Source organism: Serratia plymuthica (genome assembly GCF_018336935.1).
In the GTDB taxonomy this organism is placed as follows: domain Bacteria; phylum Pseudomonadota; class Gammaproteobacteria; order Enterobacterales; family Enterobacteriaceae; genus Serratia; species Serratia plymuthica_B.
Map to the genome: position 1 here is coordinate 4639858 of NZ_CP068771.1, position 19803 is coordinate 4659660.

A 19803-nucleotide genomic window follows, 5' to 3' on the forward strand; every position below is an offset into this window, starting at 1 on the left:
GTAGGATCCCGGCCTGAAAGGCCAGGATCGTTGTCATGTCCTCAGAAATCCCAGTCTTCATCCTCGGTATTGACCGCTTTGCCAATCACGTAAGACGAGCCGGAGCCGGAGAAGAAATCGTGGTTCTCATCGGCGTTCGGCGACAGCGCCGAGAGAATGGCCGGATTGACCTCCGCCATCGCCGGTGGAAACAGCGCTTCATAGCCCAGGTTCATCAGCGCCTTGTTGGCATTGTAGTGCAGGAAGGTTTTCACCTCTTCCGTCCAGCCCACGCCGTCATACAGCTCCTCGGTATAGCGCACCTCGTTGTCGTACAGATCCTGCAGCAGATCGAAGGCGAAATTTTTCACCTGCTGGCGGCGCGTGGCGTCAACTTTCTCCAGCCCTTTCTGGAATTTATAGCCGATGTAATAACCGTGCACCGCTTCGTCGCGAATGATCAGGCGGATCAAATCGGCGGTGTTGGTCAGTTTGGCGCGGCTCGACCAGTACATCGGCAGATAAAAGCCCGAATAGAACAGGAAGGATTCCAGAAACACGCTGGCGACCTTCTTCAGCAGCGGATCGTCGCTGCGGTAGTGGGCCAGAATGATGTTGGCCTTTTTTTGCAGCGCGCGGTTCTCCTCGCTCCAGCGGTAAGCATCGTCCACGTCCGGCGTTTGGCACAGGGTGGAGAAAATCGAGCTGTAAGAGCGGGCGTGTACCGCCTCCATAAAGCCGATGTTCGAATAGACCGCCTCTTCGTGCGGCGTCAACGCATCGGCGATCAGTGCCGGCGCGCCGACGGTATTCTGAATGGTGTCGAGCAGCGTCAGCCCGGTGAACACGCGGATGGTCAGCTGCTGTTCTTTCGGCGTCAGCGTGGCCCAGGAAGGGATGTCGTTCGACAGCGGCACCTTCTCCGGCAGCCAGAAGTTGGAGGTCAGACGGTTCCAGACTTCCAGATCCTTGTCGTCTTCGATGCTATTCCAGTTGATGGCGCGCACCAGCGGCGCCGGTTTAACGGTGGTCATAAGTTGCCTCACAGCGCGCAGGACACGCAGCCCTGCACCTTGGTGCCTTCCAGCGCCATTTGGCGCAGGCGGATGTAGTAAATGGTTTTGATACCCTGACGCCAGGCGTAAATCTGCGCCCGATTGATATCGCGGGTGGTGGCGGTGTCGCGGAAGAACAGCGTCAGCGACAGCCCCTGGTCGACGTGCTGGCCGGCGGCGGCGTAGGTATCGATAATCTTTTCCGGGCCAATGTCATAGGCATCCTGGTAATACTCCAGGTTGTCGTTGGTCATATAGGGGGCCGGATAGTACACGCGGCCAATTTTTCCCTCTTTGCGGATCTCGATGCGCGACACGATCGGATGAATGCTGGAAGTCGAATTGTTGATGTAGGAAATGGAGCCGGTCGGCGGCACCGCCTGCAGATTTTGGTTATACAATCCGTACATCATCACCGACTGACGCAGCGCCAGCCACTCTTCACGGCCTGGAATGACGATATTGGCATCGGCGAACAGCGCGCGCACCCGTTCGGTCCGCGGCCGCCATTCCCGTTCGGTATATTTGGTGAAGTAGTCGCCGGAAGCGTAGGTGGAATGCTCAAAGCCTTCGAACGCGCTGCCGCGCTCGATAGCCAACCGGTTTGAGGCGCGGATGGCGTGATAAGCCACGCTATAGAAATAGATATTGGTGAAGTCGATGCCTTCTTCCGAACCGTAGAAGATGCGTTCACGCGCCAGATAGCCGTGCAGGTTCATCTGGCCCAGGCCAATGGCGTGCGAGCTGCGGTTGCCTTCGGCGATCGACGGCACCGAGCGAATATCGCTCATGTCGGCCACGGCGGTCAGCGCGCGAATTGCGGTGTCGACCGCTTTGCCGAAGTCCGGCGCATCCATGGTTTTGGCGATGTTCAGCGAACCGAGGTTGCAGGAAATGTCTTTGCCCACCCGATCATAGCTCAGGTCATCGTGATACGTGCTGGCGCGGTTGACCTGTAAAATCTCCGAACACAGGTTGCTCATATTGATACGCCCGGCGATCGGGTTCTCGCGGTTGACCGTATCTTCGAACATCATGTACGGGTAGCCGGACTCAAACTGGATCTCCGCCAGCACCTGGAAGAACTCGCGCGCATTGATGCGCGATTTGCGGATGCGCTTGTCATCCACCATCTCGCGGTATTTCTCGCTGATGCTGATTTCCGAGAAGGGCATGCCATACACCTGCTCAACGTCGTAAGGCGAGAACAGGTACATCTCTTCGTTATTTTTGGCCAGCTCGAAGGTGATATCCGGGATCACCACCCCCAGCGACAGCGTCTTGATGCGGATTTTCTCGTCGGCGTTTTCGCGCTTGGTATCGAGAAAACGCAGGATGTCGGGATGGTGCGCATTAAGATACACCGCGCCGGCTCCCTGACGCGCACCCAACTGGTTGGCGTAGGAAAAGGCGTCTTCGAGCATTTTCATGATCGGGATGACGCCGGAAGACTGGTTTTCAATGCGCTTGATGGGGGCGCCCACTTCACGAATGTTGGTCAGCAGAAACGCCACGCCGCCGCCGCGTTTCGACAATTGCAGCGCCGAATTCACCGCCCGGCCGATCGACTCCATATTGTCTTCGATACGCAACAGGAAGCAGGAAACCAGCTCGCCACGCTGCTGTTTGCCGCAGTTGAGGAAGGTTGGCGTCGCCGGCTGGAAACGGCCGGAAATCATCTCTTCCACCAGATCCTGCGCAAGCCGGGTATCGCCCGCCGCCAACGTCAAGGCCACCATGCATACGCGGTCTTCGTAACGTTCCAGATAGCGTTTGCCGTCGAAGGTTTTCAGCGTATAGCTGGTGTAGTACTTGAAGGCGCCGAGGAAGGTCTCGAAGCGGAATTTTTTGGCGTAGGCCTGCTGGAACAGCCGTTTGGTAAAGCTGAAGTCGTACTGCGCCAGCACCGCCGGCTCGTAATAACCTTCCTCCACCAGATAGCGCAGCTTCTCTTCCAGATTGTGAAAGAACACGGTGTTCTGATTCACGTGCTGCAGGAAATAGTGCCGCGCCGCCAGCCGATCCTTATCGAACTGGATGCGGCCTTCGGCATCATAAAGATTGAGCATAGCGTTGAGCGAATGGTAATCCAGCGCGCCGCCGGCGGGCCTGGTCAGTTCTGTCGTTGCCAAAATGCGGTTACTCCCTGTCGAACGTTTGCAACGTCTTGCGTGGTGCCGAGCAGCTCAAAGCGATAAAGAAAAGGCACCTGACATTTTTTGGCGATGATGTCGCCGGCAATGCCGTACGCTGCGCCGAAGTTGGTATTCCCGGCGGCGATAACGCCGCGCAGGTATGAGCGATTCTGCGGATCGTTGAGAAAGCGGATCACCTGGATCGGCACGGCCCCCATGGCGCTGCCGCCGCCATAGCTGGGCACAATCAGGATATAAGGTTCTTCCATCAGCAATTTGCTGCGGGCGCCGGCGATCGGAATGCGCATCGCCGGCAAGCCCAGTTTTTCAACGAACCTGTGGGTGTTCTCCGAACTGCTGGAGAAATAAACCAACGGGTGCATGGCGGGCCTCAGGACGCGAGGGCGTGGGCCAGGGCGCCAATCTTGTCGGGACGGAAACCCGACCAGTGATCGTCACCGGCGACAATCACCGGAACCTGCTGATAACCCAGAGATTTAACATGATTGAGCGCCTGTTGATCCTGAGTGAGGTCGATCACCTGATAGCCGATGCCTTGTCGATCAAAGGCGCGATAGGTGGCGTTGCACTGGACACAGTCTGGTTTGCTGTAAATAATAATGCTCATGATTCGCATTTACCTTTTAAGGTGAAGGAAAGGCGGACAGGTCAGATAACGGAGCATTGAACGGCGTTTCTGACGGCGTTACCCAGCGACAAATCATACCGACGCCGGATGAGTTAAATACTATATGTTGATATTTTATTTATCAACCACGCTATATATGGTGTTTTGATGATTTTTACGCTAAGGCCGCAGTGGGGCTGGATCTGGGGGCGGAAATTTATTTCGAGGGGGCTTCCGGCAGGAGAGAACCCTCTCGCAAGGAGAGGGGGAAGTGCAAGCCGATTACTGACGCATGCTGACGGCCAGGCGGTTAAAGGCGTTCATGATGCTGATGGCAAAGGTCAGATCGGCGATTTCTGCGTCGCTGAAGTGCGCCCGCAACGCTTCAAATGCGCTATCCGGTGCGCCGGTGGCGGCGATCAGGGTCACGGATTCCGCCCACTCCAGCGCCGCGCGTTCGCGCTCGCCGAAGGCATTGCTGACGCGCCAGCCCGCCAGTTGGTCCAGTTTGTCGTGACTGATGCCGCTTTCGCGCAGCGCCTTGCCGTGCATCTCCAGGCAGAAGGCGCAGCCGTTGATTTGGGAGACGCGCATAAACATCAGCTCAATGGTCGCCTTGTCCAGTGCGCCTTTCTCCAGCGCCATCAGCGCGCTTACCAGGCCTTTGTAGGGGGCGGCAGAGAGTTCTGCGTATTTCAATCGTTGCTTAATCATGGTCAACCTCAGTGAGCGGATAGCAAAATCATGGGGCTACTTTAGCGATGATATGGACTATGCTATAGGGCCATAAAATGATTATTTGACCGGGCCATGATGCGCCAATTTCTTTCTTCCCTGCGGCTGGATAACCAGCTTGCCGAACCGCTCTACCGGCAGATTTATCTGCGGATTAAAGACGCCATTGCGCAGGGAGCGCTGACGGCGGGCAGCCGGCTGCCTTCGGTGCGGGGGCTGGCGAGCGATCTGGGCGTCGCGCGCGCCACGGTGGAAAGCGCTTATGCTCAGCTGATTGCCGAAGGTTTTTTGCAGAGCCGGGGGCAGGCGGGCACCTATGTTTCACCGCAGTTACCTAACCTGTCGGTAGGCGCCGCGCCGGTGGCGGAACCCGTGCCGGCGGTGGCGCCGAACTCGCTGCATCCGAACGGAATGATGCCGCCGTTTCAACTGGGGCTACCGGCGCTGGACGCCTTTCCGCGTGCGTTGTGGCAACGGATCGTCGCCCGCGAGTTGCGCACCGGTACTACGGCATCGCTGGCGCATCCCCCTGCCAATGGCCTGCCGGAACTGCGTGCGGCCATCGTCAATTATTTGCATCTTTCTCGCGGCATCAACTGCCGGCCGGAGCAGGTCTTCGTTTGCGCCGGTTATCAGGCGTTGTTGGATCGGGTTATCGGCACCTTGTTGACACCGGGTGATGACGTGTGGCTGGAGGATCCGGGGTATCCGGTGACGTTGCCGCTGTTTCGCGCAGCCGGCATGCGGCCAGTGGCGGTGCCGGTTGACGAGCGGGGGATGGACATCGCCGCCGGTATTGCCGCAGCGCCAGGCGCACGCATGGCGGTGTTGACGCCGACGCATCAAAGCCCGCTGGGCGTGTCGCTCAGCCTGACAAGGCGTGTGGCGCTGTTGGAATGGGCGCAGCAGCGCGCGGCGTGGATCCTTGAAGATGACTATGACAGCGAGGTCCGTTATCACGGCCGGCCGCTGCCGCCGCTGAAAAGCCTCGATCGCCAGGGGCGGGTGCTGTACGCCGGCACCTTCAGCAAAACCTTGTTTCCTGCGTTGCGGATGGCTTATTTGGTGGTGCCTGCCGAACTGGTGGAGGCCTTTAGCCACAGCAGCCGGCTGCGGGGATGCGGTTGCCCGCCGTTGATGCAAGCCGGCGTGGCAGATTTTATCAATCAGGGGCATTTTTACCGCCATTTGAAGCGAATGCGGCCTATCTACCGCCAGCGGCGCGAATGGTTGGCGCAGGCGATCGAGCAACAGTTGAGCGAGCATCTTGCGGTGGCATCGCAGGCGGGCGGCATTCAGTTGTTGGCTCGCCTGACAACGTCGTCGGGGCAGGATAAGCATCTGGCGCGGCGCGGCTGGGAGGAGGGGCTGTCGCTGCAGGCGTTGTCGGATTGGCAGATAACTCACCCTTCGGGAGAGGGGCTGTTAATGGGCTTCGCCAACTTCACACAGCGGACGGATGCGGAACGGGCGGTGGCCAGACTGGCCAGGTTATTCAACGGCGGAAATTAAACGGCCCACGGTTTCCCGTGGGCCAGACGCACATCTGTTTTATCTTTATGACTGCAAGGGGTGTTAACGCCGGGCCAGCAGCACGCCGAGGACGATGCCAACAGCGGCCCCGATCCCCACGCCCTGCCAAGGTTTGTCACGTACATAGCTGTCGGCTTGATCGACGGCGTCGCGTGCGTGTTGTGTCAGGCTGCTGGAACCGTTGAAGCGCGCACGGGCATCGCGTAATACGCCTTTTGCCTTGCTGTGCAGTTCTTTCAGCTCCTCTTTGGTCTTGTCACCGGATTCGCGTAACACTTCATCCAGCGTATCGGCCAGCAGGGTAACGTCCTGATCGATGTCGCGTTCTGTTTTTTCTGATTTCCTAAACATTCGACTCTCCGTTTCGACACATGTCTATTAAGTTTAGACCATTTTTCAAACTGTGTTGGCGATCACGGAAAAAACTGCGGTTATGTTTTGTTTTCGTGACCGTTGGCCGCGTGATAACCACTATCAACAGCCGGCGGCAATAAAGTCGCCATTGGCGCTGATCGGGATGACGGAGCCGAAGAGCAGCAGAGCAAATAACACCAGCAGCACGCCGCCGATAATCATTGCCAACTGCGACGTCTGCGCCAGTCGTTTGCCCGTAAGGCTGCCGTTGGCGGCGATAAATTTTTCCCGTGCATAGTGAACGAGGGTTGCGAGGATCATGATCGACAATGCGGTCCCGAGCGCCATGCTCATGGCGGAAATCACTCCCCAGGTAAACATGCCCACCGCATTGGCGAATACCAGGATCAGGATCGCGCCGCTGCATGGGCGGATGCCTATCGAGAGGACAAGCCATAGCGTATTACGCCAGTCGCCGGTCATTTCCGCGGCTCCGGGCAGGTGCCGGTGACCGCAGGCGCAATCGTCCGTATGGCCCTGATGCTCTGCCGTCGTTGCCGGTTTCAGGGTGCTGATGATCAGCGGCTTACGCCGCTGCAGGCCGATAGCGCGCAGGATCACCACCAGTCCAAAAGCGGCGATAAACAGGGCGCTGCCTTTCTCCAGCCAGTAGCGGCTCAGGCTGAGATCCCCCATTGACAGGTTCAGCGTTACCGCCAACATCAAGACGAACAGGATCGCCACAACGCCCTGCAGCAGGCTGCCGAACAGTGTGATAAGGCGGCTGGCGTTCAGTTGCCGACGGTGGGTTGCCAAATAGGTGGTAATCACGAATTTACCGTGGCCGGGGCCGACGGAATGCAGAAAACCGTAAATAAAGCTGCCCAACGCCAACATCACGCCGCCGCTGTACTGGTGATTGCGTTGCTGCAACAGATACAGCACCAGATAACGATGCATGTAGATTTGAGCATTGATACAGTATTGGACGAACTCCGCCCAGTGGCGAGCAAACAAAAAGATTGCGGTCAGCAGCGCCAGGACGCCGGTACTCAGAGCGGCAAATTTTGCCGGCGTAATGTTCATCGATATCGTTTTCATGGCAGGTTCTGCCTATAGAGAAGAGGGGCGTATCTACGCTCAGCATATACCTGTGTACGTTGTTCACAAGCCTTGTACATTTGGTTACTCGGCGAAACCAATCACTCACGGAAGCGGCTCATCGATTCCTCTAGTATCTGTTTCAACGGCCCAACAGGGCTTACCGAAAAAACACTCTGAGGATTTAAAGATGAAAAAAGTATTAGCCCTGATCGTTGCTGCTACCATGGGTCTGTCTTCTGTTGCTTTCGCTGCTGATACTGCAGCTGCTGCTCCAGCAACTACTACTCCGGCTGCAACTACCACCACCACCACTGCTGCTGCTGCGCCGGCTGCTACTGCTGAGAAAGCACCAGCTAAAGCAACGCATCACAAGAAAGCGAAACACCACAAGAAAGCAGCTGTACAGAAAGCCCAGGCTGCTAAAAAGCACCACAAAAAAGCAGCAGTTCAGAAAGCCCAGGCCGCTAAAAAGCACCACAAAAAAGCAGCAGTTCAGAAAGCCCAGGCTGCTAAAAAAATGCACAAAAAAGCTCCAGTGCAGAAAGCTCAGGCCGCTAAAAAGCACCACAAAGCTGCCAAAAAAGCCGCTACTCCAGCCGCTTAATTGAGTGAAAAATGCGGGGCCTGAAGGCGCCGCATGATCCAGCCAGTATTCAGACACCCGGTTCGCCGGGTGTTTTCTTTGAGGGCTATCTCATGATGATCAATCGCTATCTGTTTGAAGTGATTTTCAGCGCCGTCACCCTGTGCGGGCTGATCGTCGCCTGGGAACTTTTCCTGGCCGACGGCTTCCTGTGATTATTGTGCGAGGGGAGTCTCATGCAGATGCCGCCAGCCCAGACCGGTTTGGGTCTGTTCAAAGACCACCGTTGAGTTACGCAATGTGGCCGCCTGCCCAGGCAGCCTTTGCTTTTCGCGATAGCTAACCACCGCACCCGTCGGCCATTCGGCCACTAACGTCATCTCTTCTATTACGATTTCCAGACCCGGTTTGGCAGCGCGATGCGCGCGGAAAAACGCGCACAGTGCGGCGAAATCCAACCTGCCGCCATTCAGTGCAATCATGCTGAAGGCGGGATCAAAGCGCGCCAGCAGCGCCTGCTCATCACCTGCTCCTTTTTCCAGCCAGTTTTCAATAGCGACGTGAGCGTCGAGCACTTCGGTAAAATATCGGTTCATGGGGTTTCCTGTTGAGCGTTGAGATGGCGCACTATGGTGCGATTAGCGATGCGCAGACACAGCAGCAGCGGGATCAGCGTGCTGGCGGCGGCAAGATAAAAACAGCGTTGATAAGCGACCATCGGCGGTAAATGTTCAAGCAACAGATTGAGCAACAGGCTGAGCAGCGCGACGCCCAGGCAAAAGCTGAGCTGGCGATTGATATTCCACAGCGCGCTGGCGTCCGCCAACTGCTCATCGGCGATATGCAGGAACGCGCTGCTTTGCGCGGTGCTGCTGCACAGACTGCCGCCAAAGCCCATCAGGGCGAAGGCGCCAATTTGCAATTCATGATCTCCGGCGTGCGCAATCTGCGACAGCGCCAAAATACCCAGCCCCTGCAACAGACAGCCGGTAATAAATAGCGGCCGCGGCCCAAGGCGGTTGAATTTCTTGCCGGTCAGGGTGATGGCCAGGAATGAGGCCAGCGACCAGGGCAGCATCAGGCTGCCAACCTGCGCGGCGCGCATACCCAGCTGATTTTGCAAATACAGCATGGCGACCAGGCTAACGCCGATAAACAGGCCGGGAATGCACTGATAAATCATCATCGACGTGCGCAGCAGGGGATCCCGCACCAGCCGCAGGTTCAACAGCGGCTGGGCGACGCGCAGGCTGTGCCGCAGGTAATGGGCCAGCACCAGCGTGCCACCGGCCAGCAACAATGTGCCCTGCAGCAGGTTATCGACCTCACCCAATCGCGTCAGGCCAAGCAGGATCAGCGTCAGGGCGGCGCAGGCGCTGAACAACCCCTGAACGTCGAGCGGTTTGCGCTGTGGGTCCGGTGCCTGGACGCGTAGCCAAAGTGCGGCCAGCAGCAGCGCCAGGGCCGCCAGCGGCAGGTTGGCGAAAAATACCCAGCGCCAGTCAAGCCTGTCGACAATCAGCCCACCCAGCGCCGGTGACAGCGCGGGAGCCAGCAGCCCGACCAGCATAATGGCGGCGGATAGCCCGGCGCGTTCATGGCTGCGATAGAGCTGATAGGTCAGCGTCTGGCCGACAGGGATCAGCAGCCCACCGCCCATGCCCTGTACGACCCGCCAGCCAATCAGCTCGCCGATTGAGCCGGCATAGCCCGCCGCCGCGGTCGCCAGCATAAACAGCGTCAGCGACAGCAAAAAGACCCGCCGCCCGCCAATGCGTTGCGCCAGCCAGGCGCTGAGCGGGATGACCAGCGTCAGGCCGAGGATATAGCCATTGCTGACCCAGGCCAGTTCGCCGACCGAGGCATGCAGCGTATGGCCGATGGACGGATAGGCGACGTTGGCGATAAACATGTTGATCAGATCGACGAAAAATCCGAGCAGATAGACGATTGCGACTTTGATGCGATAGGGCATGGTGCCTCCGGTTGAAGGCCGGCAGTGTAGCTGTGGCGAAAGTGAGGATAAATCGGCCACGGACGATTACACTGTCAAAATTATTTTGACAATAAAGGGCGACAGCATGCTTAACCTGCAGCGTCTGGCTATTTTCGTGGCGGTGGTGGACGCCGGGAGTTTTACCGCTGCGGCGGTGACGCTCGGGCAAACCAAGGCGGTGGTAAGTTTCAACATCAAACAGCTGGAGAGCGAACTGGGCGTGTCGCTGCTGGTGCGCAGCACCCGGCGGCTGGCGCTGACCGATGCCGGCGAGCGATTTTATCAGCGTTGTTTGCGGCTGTTGCAGGATGCGGAAAACGTGCTGGACGATGTGCGCCGCGATCACCACGGATTGAGCGGCGTGTTGCGTATCACCACCACGCCGGAATATGGCGCTCAGGTGGTGGTGCCGGCGCTGGCGGCATTTTCACAGTTGCATCCGCGTTTGCGCATTCAGCACGTTTCTTCCTCTTACCATGCCGACCTGATTTCGGAACGGTTCGACGTGGCTATCCGGCTAGGGCAACTGGCGGACTCCAGCCACCGTGCCGCGCTGATCGACAGCTTTGCCATTCTGCCTGTCGCAGCGCCGGATTATCTGGCCCGTCACCCGGTCGGATCGTTGGCGCAACTGGCGCAGGCGCAGTGGATCGCCCACAGCCGCCTCAGTTCGCCGCTGAGCTGGCAGGTGATTACCCCGCAGCGGCAGGCGGTGCTGTTCAAGGTTGAAGACGCCGCCACGCTGATGGGCGACAGCGCCGCCGCGCTGCTGGCGTTTGCCCTGCATGGCGCTGGGGTAGCGCTGCTGCCCGAATGGTTGGTAAGCCCAGCCATCGCCGAAGGCAAGCTGTGCGCGTTACTGGCGGACCATCAGTTTCCCGCGCAAAGCATTTATGCGTTGTACCCAAATACTCGCCACGTGCCGGAAAAGGTGCGGGCGTTTATTGATTTCCTGCGCGAGCGGGTAGCCACGGGCGGATAAACGCCAGGATAGCCGCCAACGTTTGTCGGTGCACCGCTTCGCGCTGTTCACCGGAAGCGGCGCACAGCATTTCACCGTCGCCTTCTTCCTGCAGTATTTGTCGCCCGTTGGGCCGGCAAAGCGGCAGAAAATCAAAATGATTGCCGCCGGTCAGCTTGAGCGCGCGGATCGGCTGCCGCCCGGCGTACGCGGCCAGTGCCGCGCCGCCAAGGCTTTGTTGCCGGTTGCCAGGCAAGTAGCGTTGCGGCTCGACGATCAGCAGCGGCGCGCCGAGCCGATGCAGGCTGTCCGGTAACAGATAGGGTGCCATAGCGGGATCGAGCGCGACGGCAAAGCGGATGCGCGGGTCCCTGTAGTCGGCGTCAAACCGCCCGGTGGGGAGTTGGGCCAGGTCAACCTTTGCCTGAGTATAAAACTGGCAGTCAGGTGACTGAGGGCGTTGGCGACAACCGGCGATAAAGTCGGTCAGCCTGATCCTGCCGCCGAGGGCGGCAATGGCGCTGTAGCCGCCCTTGGAGTGGCCGATAACGCCGATCGCCTGACGATTGATTGCCTGGCTCCAGCGGGGATCGTCGGTGATGGCGTCAATTAATGCGGAAATATCGCCGGTCTGTAGCCACAGTTGGGCGGAAAGCGCAGGAATCGAGTGACCGGTGGTGCTGCCTGGATGATTGGCCGCCACCACCACGGCACCCTGCTGAACCAGCGCTGCCGCCAGCCAAGCCTGGCTGGTGTTGTTGCCGCCGCTGCCGTGGCTGAGCACGATCAGCGGGAAACGTCCCTTGGCCACCGGCGCTTCCGGCTGGCTTTCGATACCGGTAAATACCGGGTTTTCCCCGACCTGCCGAGGCGTGCCTGCGGCTAAGGTCGGGTAATAAATGCGGCTCGCCAACTGGCGTGCGCCGGTCTGAAATATCTCATCATGGGTGGCGACCCGGTAAGTGGCGGCATTAGCCATTCCACACAGCAGCAACCACAGAAACAGCGCTCTTTTCATTTTTACTCCTCAAGGTGTATGCCAATGCGCAGAGGCTGGCATTTGCCGCTTCATCCGGCGACCTCGATCGCGATCCGGGTCTTTAAATAATTGTTTTAACAGGTTTAAGGTCCTACACTGCGGATCTCGAATAAAGACCACACGATGTCGCCGATGCCGCTTATTCCTGTCACTTTTCTGTTTGGCCTGCTGTGTTTGGGGTTGCTGTACCGTCTCGGCCGGCCGCAGGCGTGGCGCTGGGTGTTTCAGCTATTGTTGCTGTTATGCGCCTGGCAGAGCCTGCTGGTGGGCCTGCGTTACGGCTATGGACTGACGCAGTTCAACGGGCTGCAACCCTTCGGTGCGGTGGCGATACCGCCGCTGATCTATCTGGCATTTCTTGCCAGCACTCAGGGAAGGTTGAGGTGGCGTGAGCTGTGGCATCTGACGCCGTTGTGCCTGACACTACTGGCAAGCCTCTTGGCTCCGTTCTGGCTGGATATACTGATCGTTGTCACCGATCTTGGCTACGGCGCTGCCCTGTTGTACGCGCTGCGACGCGGCGAAAATGCGTTGCAGCTGGTGCCGCTGGCGGAAAGCTGGCTCAGCTACCGCCTGTGGCGCGGGTTGGGGATGTTGCTGGTGGCGATAGCTATTGCCGAAGGGGTGATTGTGCTCGATTTCGCCTATTTCGAGGGGCGACACGCCGCCATGCTGGCGACCTTCGACAACCTGCTGGTGGCGTTGAGCATTTGTCTGGTGCTGTCCCGCAGCCGGCCTTCGGAAACCCCGGCAGAGCGAGTGCCGGAGCCACCTGATAGCGTCGCGGAAGACGAAGAGCGGCTGGCGGAGTGGTTCGGTCTGGTGCAACGGCGGCTGCGGCAGGACGATCTTTATCTGGAGCCTGAGCTGAATCTTGCCCGGCTGGCGCGCAAGGCAGGCTTACCGGCACGGCGCGTTTCACAGGCCATAAACCGGCATACGGGGATGAATGTGTCGCAGTATGTGAACCAACTGCGTATTCACCAGGCGGCGCAGTGGTTGCTGGCCGGCGACGATCCGGTGACGGATATCATGCAAAGGGCCGGGTTTACCACCAAATCGAATTTTAACCGTGAGTTTCTGCGTATCCAGGGCGTCAGCCCGAGCGAATGGCGCAGGCAGCAGAAGGTTAGTTAAATAATAATTCGTTATAACTCTCATATTTATGATCGGATCGCGCCGGGGTATGCTGAGCGCTGTTGCTTACCCCGTTTGATGCGAGCCGCCTTCGATGACCGCAGTCAGTACCAAAGAAAACACCTTCCAGCTTAACCGGCGTATCTTGTCCGTGGTGATGTTTACCTTCGTCTGTTATCTGACCATCGGTTTGCCGCTGGCGGTGCTGCCGGGGTTTGTGCATAACCATCTCGGGTATAACTCGGTGCTGGCCGGGTTAATCATCAGCGCGCAGTACTTCGCAACGCTGTTCAGCCGGCCGCATGCCGGGCGCTATGCCGATCAGCTCGGGCCGAAAAAGGTGGTGTTGTTCGGGCTGGCCTGTTGCGGCGTGAGCGGGGTGTTTTATGCCGTCGCTTTCTGGTGCGACGGCCTGCCGTTGCTGAGCCTGCTGCTGCTGTGCATCGGCCGGGTGTTTCTCGGCGTCGGCGAAAGCTTCGCCAGCACCGGCTCCACGCTGTGGGGCATTGGCCGGGTGGGGCCGATGCACACCGCCCGGGTGATTTCGTGGAATGGGGTGGCCACCTACGGCGCGATGGCGGCCGGCGCGCCGCTCGGCGTTTATCTCAATCAGCTTTGGGGGCTGGCCGGGGTGGCGGCGCTGATTGTGTCGGCGGTGGCGGTTTCACTGTGGCTGGCGAGCGGTAAACCGAACGTGTCGATCTCCGCCGGCCAGCGTCTTGCCTTCAGCGCGGTGTTTGGCCGCATCTGGACCTATGGCCTGGGGTTGGCGCTGGGCACCGTGGGGTTTGGCGTGATCGCCACTTTTATTACCCTTTACTATGCTGATAAGGGCTGGAGCGGGGCGGCGTTCTCGCTGACGCTGTTCAGCTGCGCTTTTGTCGGTATCCGCCTGATCTTCAGCCACACCATTAACCGTCACGGTGGCTTGAAGGTCACGTTGGCGTCATTCCTGATTGAAATTGCGGGGCTGTTGCTGATTTGGCTGGCCAAGGATCCGCTGATGGTGCAGGCCGGAGCCTTGCTGGCCGGCGCCGGTTTTTCGCTGGTGTTTCCGGCGCTGGGCGTGGAGGCGGTGAAGCAGGTGCCGCAGCAGAATCAGGGCACCGCGCTTGGCACCTACTCGGCGTTTCTCGATCTGGCGCTGGGGATCACCGGGCCGTTGGCCGGTTTGCTGATGAGCCGGATGGGCGTGCCATCGATCTACCTGGCGGCCGCGTTGCTGGTATTTCTGGGGGCATTGCTGACGCTGCGGTTGCTGTTGCAGAGCCGGGCAAATACTTAGTTAAGGATTATTCCTAAACCCACATCCATACCGAGAAATTTATTGTTTCATCTCATGATTACGGTAAGGTCGCTCAGCGGTCCAGAACGAGAGGAGAAATCGATGTATTTACGGCCGGATGAAGTGGCTAGAGTGTTGGAGAGTACCGGCTTTGAACGTGATTATGTCACCGATCAAGCCTATGGTTACCGCAAGGGTGAGCACTACGTGTATGTGAATCGCGAAGCGCGCATGGGCAGAACTGCGCTGGTGATCCACCCTGCGCTGAAAGAGAAAAGCGTGCATTTCGCCACGCCGACCTCGCCGGTTCGCGCCAGCGAGCAGTACCTTGAGTTTCCCCTGGATTTAAGCAGCGATGCCCCGAGTGCGCGTTATGGCATTCCACACGGCTTCAGCTCGCGTGATGCGCTTTCGCGCTATCTCTACAGCATGTTCCTGTAATCCATCCCCCGCCTGCGGGGGAGTACCACCTCACCCGTTGGCGATCGCCTCGCGGTTAAAACGCTCATTGTAGGCGCGGCGAAACTGCGCCAGTTCGAACGCGTCAATGTCCAGATCGGCAAAGTAAAACAGCGCGGCCTCGGTGTGCTCGGCATGCAGATCCGGCGATAACCCGGCGCGCAGCAACGTTTCACGCCACAGGGCGATTTGCTCGTCGCTCGCCTGCTTGATGAAGGTCAGATAGATAAACAGCAGATAAGCCGCCTGGTGCATCTCTTCGGTGTAACCGTTATTCAGCATGCGGATAAAGGTCTGGCTGTTGCGGCTGCCCATTTCCTGAATCATCGATTCAATCAGCATCGGTTTAACTTTCAGCAGGTGGGCCAGCGAGTCGATAGCTTTGCGGGTGTCTGAAGTCAGAATGCGGTAACCAATAATAAATACAACGATCAGGGCAGCGATGATGATCCAGGTCATTTATGATTTATTACACTCTCAGAGCGCCAGTATTTGGCAGGAGGCGCTGCGCTACAGCGCCCGGGGTCAACGCTGTTCGCCGCTGAAGTTGTCGGCCGCCCGCTGTTGATTGCGCAGGTGATGGTTGAAAGTGGCGGCGTCTTTGGCCAATGCATCAAGGTGCGCGCCCAGCATTTTGATTTGCCTCACCAGCGCGTGCTGTTCCGGCACCGAGTTGGCGGTGCTCAGTTTGCGCACCAACTGATCATTTTGCCGATGCAGCGCTGCTTCGCGTTGTTTGGACTCTTCCAATAACTGTTGCAGAGCCTGATAGCTTTGTTGCCATTCACGGTGCTGCTTTTCGAAGCTGGCCTGCAACTCACTCATTGCATTTTGAAACTGGATTTCCAGCTCGCGCATTCTCATGGTCTCTTCCTTTGCGGCACTCAATAATGGTTTGCAGTATAACGAAAACTGCACAGAACCTCACCCGTTGACGACGATTGCGGAAAAACTTCACCGACAATTCAGGCTTGCAACCGGGGCGCTGCGTCTTACAATCAGGTTCATCCGCGCCAAAAGGCTTCCCGTCCAGGAGTGGCAGTGAGATGAGCAACCAGGAAAAAGATGTTTTTGCGCAGGCGATGGCCGATGTTATCCCGTTACCCCGCGGGCGCCAGACGCTGTACCTCAAACCGCAGGAGACGGTGGATAAAAGCGCGCGCCGCGAAGCGCAGGCGCTGCGGCAGGATAATTTTCTCAGCACCGGTTTTCTTGAAGTGATCCCCTGCGGGCTGCCGCTGGAATACAAAGGCGAGGGCATTCAACAGGGCGTGCTGGATAAGTTGCGCAATGGCCGCTATCCGCCGCAGGCCAACCTCAACCTGCTGAGACAGCCGGTCGAGACCTGTCGGCAAGAGCTGTTCCGTTTTATTCTGCTGGCGGAAAAGCACAATCTGCGTTCGTTGTTGATAGTCCATGGCCGAGGGCGTGAGGACGAGAGTCACCCAAATATTGTGCGCAGCTACCTTGCCAAATGGCTGGCGCAGTTTGAACAGGTGCAGGCATTTTGTCGGGCGCTGCCGCGCGACGGGGGAGACGGCGCTTGCTACGTCACGCTGCGTAAATCGGCACAGGCCAAGGCCGACAACTTTGAGCGTCATGCCAAGCGTAGCCGCTAGGGGGTAAACAAGGTAAGCGCAGCCGGCAGCATGACTGCCGGCTGAATGAGGCTATTTATTAAAGAATTTATAGTCCAGCGAATAACGCCCGGCACCGGTGACCGCCAACAGCAGCAGCCCGCCGATAATACTGATGTTTTTGAAGAAGTTTATTTCATTGCCCATCATTTCCATCCCGGTCATTTTCCAGAACGGATGGCCGATAAAGGCGGTGCCGAGCACATAGACGGCGAAAATAACCGCAATAGGGCGGGTAAATATGCCGAGAATAAGCGCAATGCCGAAAACAAACTCAACCACCACGGCGATAATCGCCGCCAAATACGGCATTGGCGTGCCGTAACCCTCCATTGCGCTCACCGTTGCGCCAAAGCTGGTCAGTTTCATCCAGCCAAAAATGATAAACAGGATCATCAACAATATTCGGGATAGCAGAATAACGCCGTCTTTTGAGCCGTCACCCATTTTGAACTCCTTAGCCGCTACAGAATTATGTTGTGTTACTGATTAAAGACTAGACTAACCCTAGGTTATTTCTAGTGACGGCAGGCCATTACGCATTTAAATATCAGGAGAAAGGCTGTGGAGCTTAACATTCTGGAAGATGAGAAACGTTTCTATATAAACGATCGGCAGGGTAAAACGATCGCCGAGATATCTTTTGTGCCGAGCGGGGATAAATTAACCATTATCGATCACACATGGGTAGATGAGGTGTTGAAAGGCCAGGGCGTGGGTAAAAAGCTGGTGGCGCGGGTGGTGGCGAAAATGCGGGCGGAAAACCGTAAAATCATTCCGCTGTGCCCGTTCGCCAAACATGAATTCGACACCACGCCGGAATATCAGGACATTCGCGCCTGAAGGCTCAGCGGGGCGCTGCTGCGCCCCGACCGTTCAGCATACGCCGAAATCGCCGTCTTCATGATAGAGCGCCACGTCGCTGGCCTGCACTTCCGCACGCTGCTCGCTGCCCATTTCGTTCCAACTGCAAACCAGTGTGTCACCATCAATGGCCACCACGACCATTTTTGGGCCGCCGGTGGTGCGTTGTACAAAATCGCCGATAGTAAATGCCATTGTTTTTTCTCCGGTTCAAAGGGGTAAAAGCTTAAGTATAGTCGGCTGTTGGCAGGCTTTACGCAAGAAGGCGCAGCCGCCTGGGGCGGAATAAAACGTTGGGGGGAGGCGGACTCCCCAAGAGTGGATGTGTGAAGGGTTTACTGCGAGAGAGAATAATCAGGCGGGTTTATGAGCGGCCAGGATAAAGATCATCGGGCGTTCTTTTTCTTCATCGAGCGCCGGGTTCTCCGTGATTTGCTGCGCCGAGGGGCCCCATTCATTCAGGTAGGTGATAACGAATCCCTGTTGCACCAGCAAGTTGATATAGCTGCCGATCATGCGGTGTTGCTTGATGACGCCTTCCGCCAGCCAGTTGGAGGTCCGTCGCCCTTCCTGCTGATAGCCATTGACCGGCCAGGATTTTTGTCCGTGTTGATCGACCAGCCAGCCATGATGCTGCGGTGCGGTATAAATCGGATGCTCGGCGGTGAAGATAAACTGCCCACCCGCCGTCAGCGCCTGATAAACCGTGGCGAACAGCCGGGCCAGATCTTCGATATAGTGCAGCGTCAGCGAACTGTAGGCCAGATCGCAGGATGCCGGCGGCAGTTGAAGCTGCTCCAGATCCTGCCGGCGGTATTCAATGCCGGCGTCCTGCGTCATCTCCCGCGCTTTGTTCAGCATTTTCTCGGAGAGGTCGATGCCAAGCACGTTCGCGGCACCTTGTTCGCGTGCGCTGCGGCAGAACCAACCGTAGCCGCAGCCGAGATCGACCACCTCCTTGCCATGCAAATCCGGCAATATGCTGCGGATAGTCGGCCATTCCGGAGCGCCGTCCAGCCCGTTCACCGATCGGCTGAGCTGGGCATAACCGTCGAAGAAGGCCTGATTGTCATAAATATTTTGCGTCATAACGGATCCTGTTTGGGAAAAGCACTGCCGAATTTTTGGGCAGCGTCACCATGTTATCCGCACATCCGGCTGATTTCTATAATAAAGGCCATGCTATATCCTTTCGCTTGCCGCAGTGGTATTTGCTGATGGACGACCACGGCATCCTGGGGTGTGCAGGATTGATCACCAATGACTTTATCAGCCGCGGCGAGTTGTACCCCTGGGGCGAAGCTTCACGGGTGTATACGCGGGCGTTGTAAAGGCCGCCGCAGCCAGGCCCGCCATATCAATAAGGCGAACCCGGCACGCGGCGGGGCATTGTCAGGCGAGAGCATCCAGCGCTTTAGCGATATCCGCCGTCCACGGCAAATCAGGCACCGCGAGGTTTTCGCGCAAATGACCGACGGAGGAGGTGCCCGGTATCAGCAGAATATTGGGCGAACGATGATACAGCCATGCCAGCGCGGTTTGCAGAGGCGTGGCCCCAAGACGCGCAGCGATATCTGACAACGCCGTGGATTGGAGCGGCGTAAAACCACCAAGCGGGAAAAACGGCACATAAGCGATGCCTTCCCGGGCCAGATGGTCAATCAGCGCATCGTCGCCGCGGTTTATCAGGTTGTAGTGGTTTTGCACGCAAACAATGTTGCAAATCTTGCGCGCCTGCGCCACCTGGGTCGGTGTCACATTACTCAGGCCTATGTGTTTCACCAGCCCCTGGCGTTGAAGATCCGCGAGGATCGTCAGGGGTTCTTCTATCGAACCTTCCGCCGGGCCATGGGTATCAAGCATGATCCTGAGATTAACCACGTCCAGCCTTTCAAGGCCCAGGTTACGCAGATTGTCATGCACCGCACTGGTCAGTTCTGCGGCGGAAAAGGCCGGCAGCCATGAGGCGTCCGCCCCCCGGCGCGCGCCGATCTTGGTGACCAGGGTCAGATCGTCCGGATAGGGGGCCAGCGCTTCGCGAATCAATTGGTTAGTGATATGCGGGCCGTAAAAGTCGCTGGTGTCGATATGGTTGACCCCCAGCGCAACGGCTTCCCGCAGTACCGCCAGGGCGGCATCAGGATCTTTCGGTGGCCCGAATACGCCGGGGCCGGCCAACTGCATGGCACCGTAGCCGAGCCGCTTGACGTTTCGATCGCCAAGGGGAAATGTATGATGCTTGTCGTTATTGGACATAACTTGTCTCCAGTTGAGATAGCCAGCGGAATAGCCGCATTTATTTATAATAGGCGCTGCTCA

24 protein-coding genes and 1 pseudogene are annotated in these 19803 nt (G+C 57.8%); 9 read left to right on the forward strand and 16 right to left on the reverse strand.

Annotation, left to right across the window (positions count from 1 at the left end):
- Window positions 1-41 precede the first annotated feature (41 nt).
- The 5 genes from nrdF to JK621_RS21630 all read right to left on the reverse strand — a co-directional run bounded on the left by nrdF (window position 42) and on the right by JK621_RS21630 (window position 4511).
- Window positions 42-1013, reverse strand: coding sequence for a class 1b ribonucleoside-diphosphate reductase subunit beta (gene nrdF, locus JK621_RS21610; RefSeq protein WP_212557581.1), 972 nt, complete (start codon window positions 1011-1013; stop codon window positions 42-44).
- An 8-nt stretch (window positions 1014-1021) separates the two neighbouring features.
- A complete protein-coding gene (gene nrdE / locus JK621_RS21615; protein ID WP_212557582.1) occupies window positions 1022-3166 on the reverse strand; it encodes a class 1b ribonucleoside-diphosphate reductase subunit alpha in 2145 nt (714 codons plus the stop codon).
- Window positions 3148-3552 (reverse strand): class Ib ribonucleoside-diphosphate reductase assembly flavoprotein NrdI, encoded by a 405-nt coding sequence (gene nrdI, locus JK621_RS21620; RefSeq protein ID WP_212557583.1) that lies wholly within the window; start codon window positions 3550-3552, stop codon window positions 3148-3150. The genes nrdE and nrdI overlap by 19 nt, the downstream gene beginning before the upstream one ends.
- 8 nt (window positions 3553-3560) lie before the next feature.
- Window positions 3561-3797 carry a glutaredoxin-like protein NrdH gene (nrdH, locus tag JK621_RS21625; protein WP_212557584.1) on the reverse strand — a complete coding sequence of 79 codons (237 nt, stop codon included), beginning with the start codon at window positions 3795-3797 and terminating at the stop codon, window positions 3561-3563.
- A 282-nt stretch (window positions 3798-4079) separates the two neighbouring features.
- Window positions 4080-4511 carry a carboxymuconolactone decarboxylase family protein gene (locus JK621_RS21630; protein WP_212557585.1) on the reverse strand — a complete coding sequence of 144 codons (432 nt, stop codon included), beginning with the start codon at window positions 4509-4511 and terminating at the stop codon, window positions 4080-4082.
- A gap of 96 nt (window positions 4512-4607) precedes the next feature.
- Here JK621_RS21630 and JK621_RS21635 point away from each other — a divergent pair, with 96 nt between their 5' ends.
- The gene (locus tag JK621_RS21635) at window positions 4608-6044 is read left to right on the forward strand and encodes a PLP-dependent aminotransferase family protein (protein ID WP_212557586.1); all 1437 of its coding nucleotides are present in this window, start codon (window positions 4608-4610) and stop codon (window positions 6042-6044) included.
- Window positions 6045-6107: 63 nt separating this feature from the next.
- On the opposite strand, the gene JK621_RS21640 is transcribed toward JK621_RS21635, so the two are convergent.
- Both JK621_RS21640 and JK621_RS21645 read right to left on the reverse strand, forming a co-directional pair.
- Window positions 6108-6416, reverse strand: coding sequence for a DUF883 family protein (locus tag JK621_RS21640; protein ID WP_212557587.1), 309 nt, complete (start codon window positions 6414-6416; stop codon window positions 6108-6110).
- 123 nt (window positions 6417-6539) lie between these two features.
- A complete protein-coding gene (locus tag JK621_RS21645) occupies window positions 6540-7520 on the reverse strand; it encodes a nickel/cobalt transporter (protein WP_212557588.1) in 981 nt (326 codons plus the stop codon).
- Between the two features lie 190 nt (window positions 7521-7710).
- Here JK621_RS21645 and asr point away from each other — a divergent pair, with 190 nt between their 5' ends.
- Window positions 7711-8127 carry an acid resistance repetitive basic protein Asr gene (gene asr, locus JK621_RS21650; RefSeq protein WP_212557589.1) on the forward strand — a complete coding sequence of 139 codons (417 nt, stop codon included), beginning with the start codon at window positions 7711-7713 and terminating at the stop codon, window positions 8125-8127.
- Between the two features lie 194 nt (window positions 8128-8321).
- Here asr and JK621_RS21655 read toward each other — a convergent pair whose 3' ends face one another.
- Window positions 8322-8702 (reverse strand): DUF4440 domain-containing protein, encoded by a 381-nt coding sequence (locus tag JK621_RS21655; protein WP_212557590.1) that lies wholly within the window; start codon window positions 8700-8702, stop codon window positions 8322-8324.
- Complete coding sequence (locus JK621_RS21660; protein WP_212557591.1) at window positions 8699-10081, reverse strand: MFS transporter; 1383 nt, start codon at window positions 10079-10081, stop codon at window positions 8699-8701. The genes JK621_RS21655 and JK621_RS21660 overlap by 4 nt, the downstream gene beginning before the upstream one ends.
- Window positions 10082-10187: 106 nt before the next feature.
- Between JK621_RS21660 and JK621_RS21665 the strand changes: the two genes are divergently transcribed.
- The gene (locus tag JK621_RS21665; protein WP_212557592.1) at window positions 10188-11084 is read left to right on the forward strand and encodes a LysR family transcriptional regulator; all 897 of its coding nucleotides are present in this window, start codon (window positions 10188-10190) and stop codon (window positions 11082-11084) included.
- Here the strand turns inward: JK621_RS21665 and JK621_RS21670 are convergent.
- Entirely contained in the window at window positions 11044-12081 is a 1038-nt protein-coding gene (locus tag JK621_RS21670; protein ID WP_212557593.1) for an alpha/beta hydrolase family protein, read from the reverse strand. The two genes, JK621_RS21665 and JK621_RS21670, sit on opposite strands and share 41 nt — an antisense overlap.
- 144 nt (window positions 12082-12225) lie before the next feature.
- Here JK621_RS21670 and JK621_RS21675 point away from each other — a divergent pair, with 144 nt between their 5' ends.
- From JK621_RS21675 to JK621_RS21685, 3 genes are all read left to right on the forward strand, one after another.
- Window positions 12226-13239 (forward strand): helix-turn-helix domain-containing protein, encoded by a 1014-nt coding sequence (locus tag JK621_RS21675; protein WP_212557594.1) that lies wholly within the window; start codon window positions 12226-12228, stop codon window positions 13237-13239.
- A 94-nt stretch (window positions 13240-13333) separates the two neighbouring features.
- Window positions 13334-14524, forward strand: a complete 1191-nt coding sequence (locus JK621_RS21680; protein WP_212557595.1) for an MFS transporter — start codon at window positions 13334-13336, stop codon at window positions 14522-14524.
- Between the two features lie 102 nt (window positions 14525-14626).
- Window positions 14627-14965, forward strand: coding sequence for a DUF2002 family protein (locus tag JK621_RS21685; protein WP_212557596.1), 339 nt, complete (start codon window positions 14627-14629; stop codon window positions 14963-14965).
- Between the two features lie 30 nt (window positions 14966-14995).
- Here JK621_RS21685 and JK621_RS21690 read toward each other — a convergent pair whose 3' ends face one another.
- Together JK621_RS21690 and JK621_RS21695 are read right to left on the reverse strand one after the other, a co-directional pair.
- Window positions 14996-15442 carry a DUF1198 family protein gene (locus JK621_RS21690; RefSeq protein ID WP_212557597.1) on the reverse strand — a complete coding sequence of 149 codons (447 nt, stop codon included), beginning with the start codon at window positions 15440-15442 and terminating at the stop codon, window positions 14996-14998.
- A gap of 66 nt (window positions 15443-15508) precedes the next feature.
- Window positions 15509-15847: an MbeD/MobD family mobilization/exclusion protein gene (locus JK621_RS21695; RefSeq protein ID WP_212557598.1), complete on the reverse strand. Its 339-nt coding sequence runs from the start codon at window positions 15845-15847 to the stop codon at window positions 15509-15511.
- 182 nt (window positions 15848-16029) lie between these two features.
- On the opposite strand from JK621_RS21695, the gene smrA reads away from it, so the two are divergent.
- The gene (smrA, locus tag JK621_RS21700; protein WP_212557599.1) at window positions 16030-16602 is read left to right on the forward strand and encodes a DNA endonuclease SmrA; all 573 of its coding nucleotides are present in this window, start codon (window positions 16030-16032) and stop codon (window positions 16600-16602) included.
- Window positions 16603-16653: 51 nt separating this feature from the next.
- On the opposite strand, the gene JK621_RS21705 is transcribed toward smrA, so the two are convergent.
- The gene (locus tag JK621_RS21705) at window positions 16654-17067 is read right to left on the reverse strand and encodes a DoxX family protein (RefSeq protein ID WP_212557600.1); all 414 of its coding nucleotides are present in this window, start codon (window positions 17065-17067) and stop codon (window positions 16654-16656) included.
- A 117-nt stretch (window positions 17068-17184) separates the two neighbouring features.
- Between JK621_RS21705 and JK621_RS21710 the strand changes: the two genes are divergently transcribed.
- Window positions 17185-17463 carry a GNAT family N-acetyltransferase gene (locus JK621_RS21710; protein WP_006318524.1) on the forward strand — a complete coding sequence of 93 codons (279 nt, stop codon included), beginning with the start codon at window positions 17185-17187 and terminating at the stop codon, window positions 17461-17463.
- A 33-nt stretch (window positions 17464-17496) separates the two neighbouring features.
- Here JK621_RS21710 and JK621_RS21715 read toward each other — a convergent pair whose 3' ends face one another.
- Both JK621_RS21715 and JK621_RS21720 read right to left on the reverse strand, forming a co-directional pair.
- Window positions 17497-17679 carry a DUF2158 domain-containing protein gene (locus JK621_RS21715; RefSeq protein WP_212557601.1) on the reverse strand — a complete coding sequence of 61 codons (183 nt, stop codon included), beginning with the start codon at window positions 17677-17679 and terminating at the stop codon, window positions 17497-17499.
- Between the two features lie 159 nt (window positions 17680-17838).
- Entirely contained in the window at window positions 17839-18573 is a 735-nt protein-coding gene (locus tag JK621_RS21720) for a class I SAM-dependent methyltransferase (RefSeq protein WP_212557602.1), read from the reverse strand.
- A 107-nt stretch (window positions 18574-18680) separates the two neighbouring features.
- Here JK621_RS21720 and JK621_RS21725 point away from each other — a divergent pair.
- Window positions 18681-18779, forward strand: a pseudogene (locus JK621_RS21725) (GNAT family N-acetyltransferase); the annotation flags it as partial.
- Window positions 18780-18876: 97 nt separating this feature from the next.
- On the opposite strand, the gene JK621_RS21730 reads toward JK621_RS21725, so the two are convergent.
- Window positions 18877-19740, reverse strand: a complete 864-nt coding sequence (locus JK621_RS21730) for an aldo/keto reductase family oxidoreductase (protein WP_212557603.1) — start codon at window positions 19738-19740, stop codon at window positions 18877-18879.
- Window positions 19741-19803 lie beyond the last annotated feature (63 nt).

Coding starts and splice junctions, on each gene's coding strand:
- nrdF (WP_212557581.1), bottom strand. CDS start 1,013: ATGACCACCGTTAAACCGGCGCCGCTGGTGCGCGCCATCAACTGGAAT.
- nrdI (WP_212557583.1), bottom strand. CDS start 3,552: ATGCACCCGTTGGTTTATTTCTCCAGCAGTTCGGAGAACACCCACAGG.
- nrdH (WP_212557584.1), bottom strand. CDS start 3,797: ATGAGCATTATTATTTACAGCAAACCAGACTGTGTCCAGTGCAACGCC.
- JK621_RS21630 (WP_212557585.1), bottom strand. CDS start 4,511: ATGATTAAGCAACGATTGAAATACGCAGAACTCTCTGCCGCCCCCTAC.
- JK621_RS21635 (WP_212557586.1), top strand. CDS start 4,608: ATGATGCGCCAATTTCTTTCTTCCCTGCGGCTGGATAACCAGCTTGCC.
- JK621_RS21640 (WP_212557587.1), bottom strand. CDS start 6,416: ATGTTTAGGAAATCAGAAAAAACAGAACGCGACATCGATCAGGACGTT.
- JK621_RS21645 (WP_212557588.1), bottom strand. CDS start 7,520: ATGAAAACGATATCGATGAACATTACGCCGGCAAAATTTGCCGCTCTG.
- asr (WP_212557589.1), top strand. CDS start 7,711: ATGAAAAAAGTATTAGCCCTGATCGTTGCTGCTACCATGGGTCTGTCT.
- JK621_RS21655 (WP_212557590.1), bottom strand. CDS start 8,702: ATGAACCGATATTTTACCGAAGTGCTCGACGCTCACGTCGCTATTGAA.
- JK621_RS21660 (WP_212557591.1), bottom strand. CDS start 10,081: ATGCCCTATCGCATCAAAGTCGCAATCGTCTATCTGCTCGGATTTTTC.
- JK621_RS21665 (WP_212557592.1), top strand. CDS start 10,188: ATGCTTAACCTGCAGCGTCTGGCTATTTTCGTGGCGGTGGTGGACGCC.
- JK621_RS21670 (WP_212557593.1), bottom strand. CDS start 12,081: ATGAAAAGAGCGCTGTTTCTGTGGTTGCTGCTGTGTGGAATGGCTAAT.
- JK621_RS21675 (WP_212557594.1), top strand. CDS start 12,226: ATGTCGCCGATGCCGCTTATTCCTGTCACTTTTCTGTTTGGCCTGCTG.
- JK621_RS21680 (WP_212557595.1), top strand. CDS start 13,334: ATGACCGCAGTCAGTACCAAAGAAAACACCTTCCAGCTTAACCGGCGT.
- JK621_RS21685 (WP_212557596.1), top strand. CDS start 14,627: ATGTATTTACGGCCGGATGAAGTGGCTAGAGTGTTGGAGAGTACCGGC.
- JK621_RS21690 (WP_212557597.1), bottom strand. CDS start 15,442: ATGACCTGGATCATCATCGCTGCCCTGATCGTTGTATTTATTATTGGT.
- JK621_RS21695 (WP_212557598.1), bottom strand. CDS start 15,847: ATGAGAATGCGCGAGCTGGAAATCCAGTTTCAAAATGCAATGAGTGAG.
- smrA (WP_212557599.1), top strand. CDS start 16,030: ATGAGCAACCAGGAAAAAGATGTTTTTGCGCAGGCGATGGCCGATGTT.
- JK621_RS21705 (WP_212557600.1), bottom strand. CDS start 17,067: ATGGGTGACGGCTCAAAAGACGGCGTTATTCTGCTATCCCGAATATTG.
- JK621_RS21715 (WP_212557601.1), bottom strand. CDS start 17,679: ATGGCATTTACTATCGGCGATTTTGTACAACGCACCACCGGCGGCCCA.
- JK621_RS21720 (WP_212557602.1), bottom strand. CDS start 18,573: ATGACGCAAAATATTTATGACAATCAGGCCTTCTTCGACGGTTATGCC.
- JK621_RS21730 (WP_212557603.1), bottom strand. CDS start 19,740: ATGTCCAATAACGACAAGCATCATACATTTCCCCTTGGCGATCGAAAC.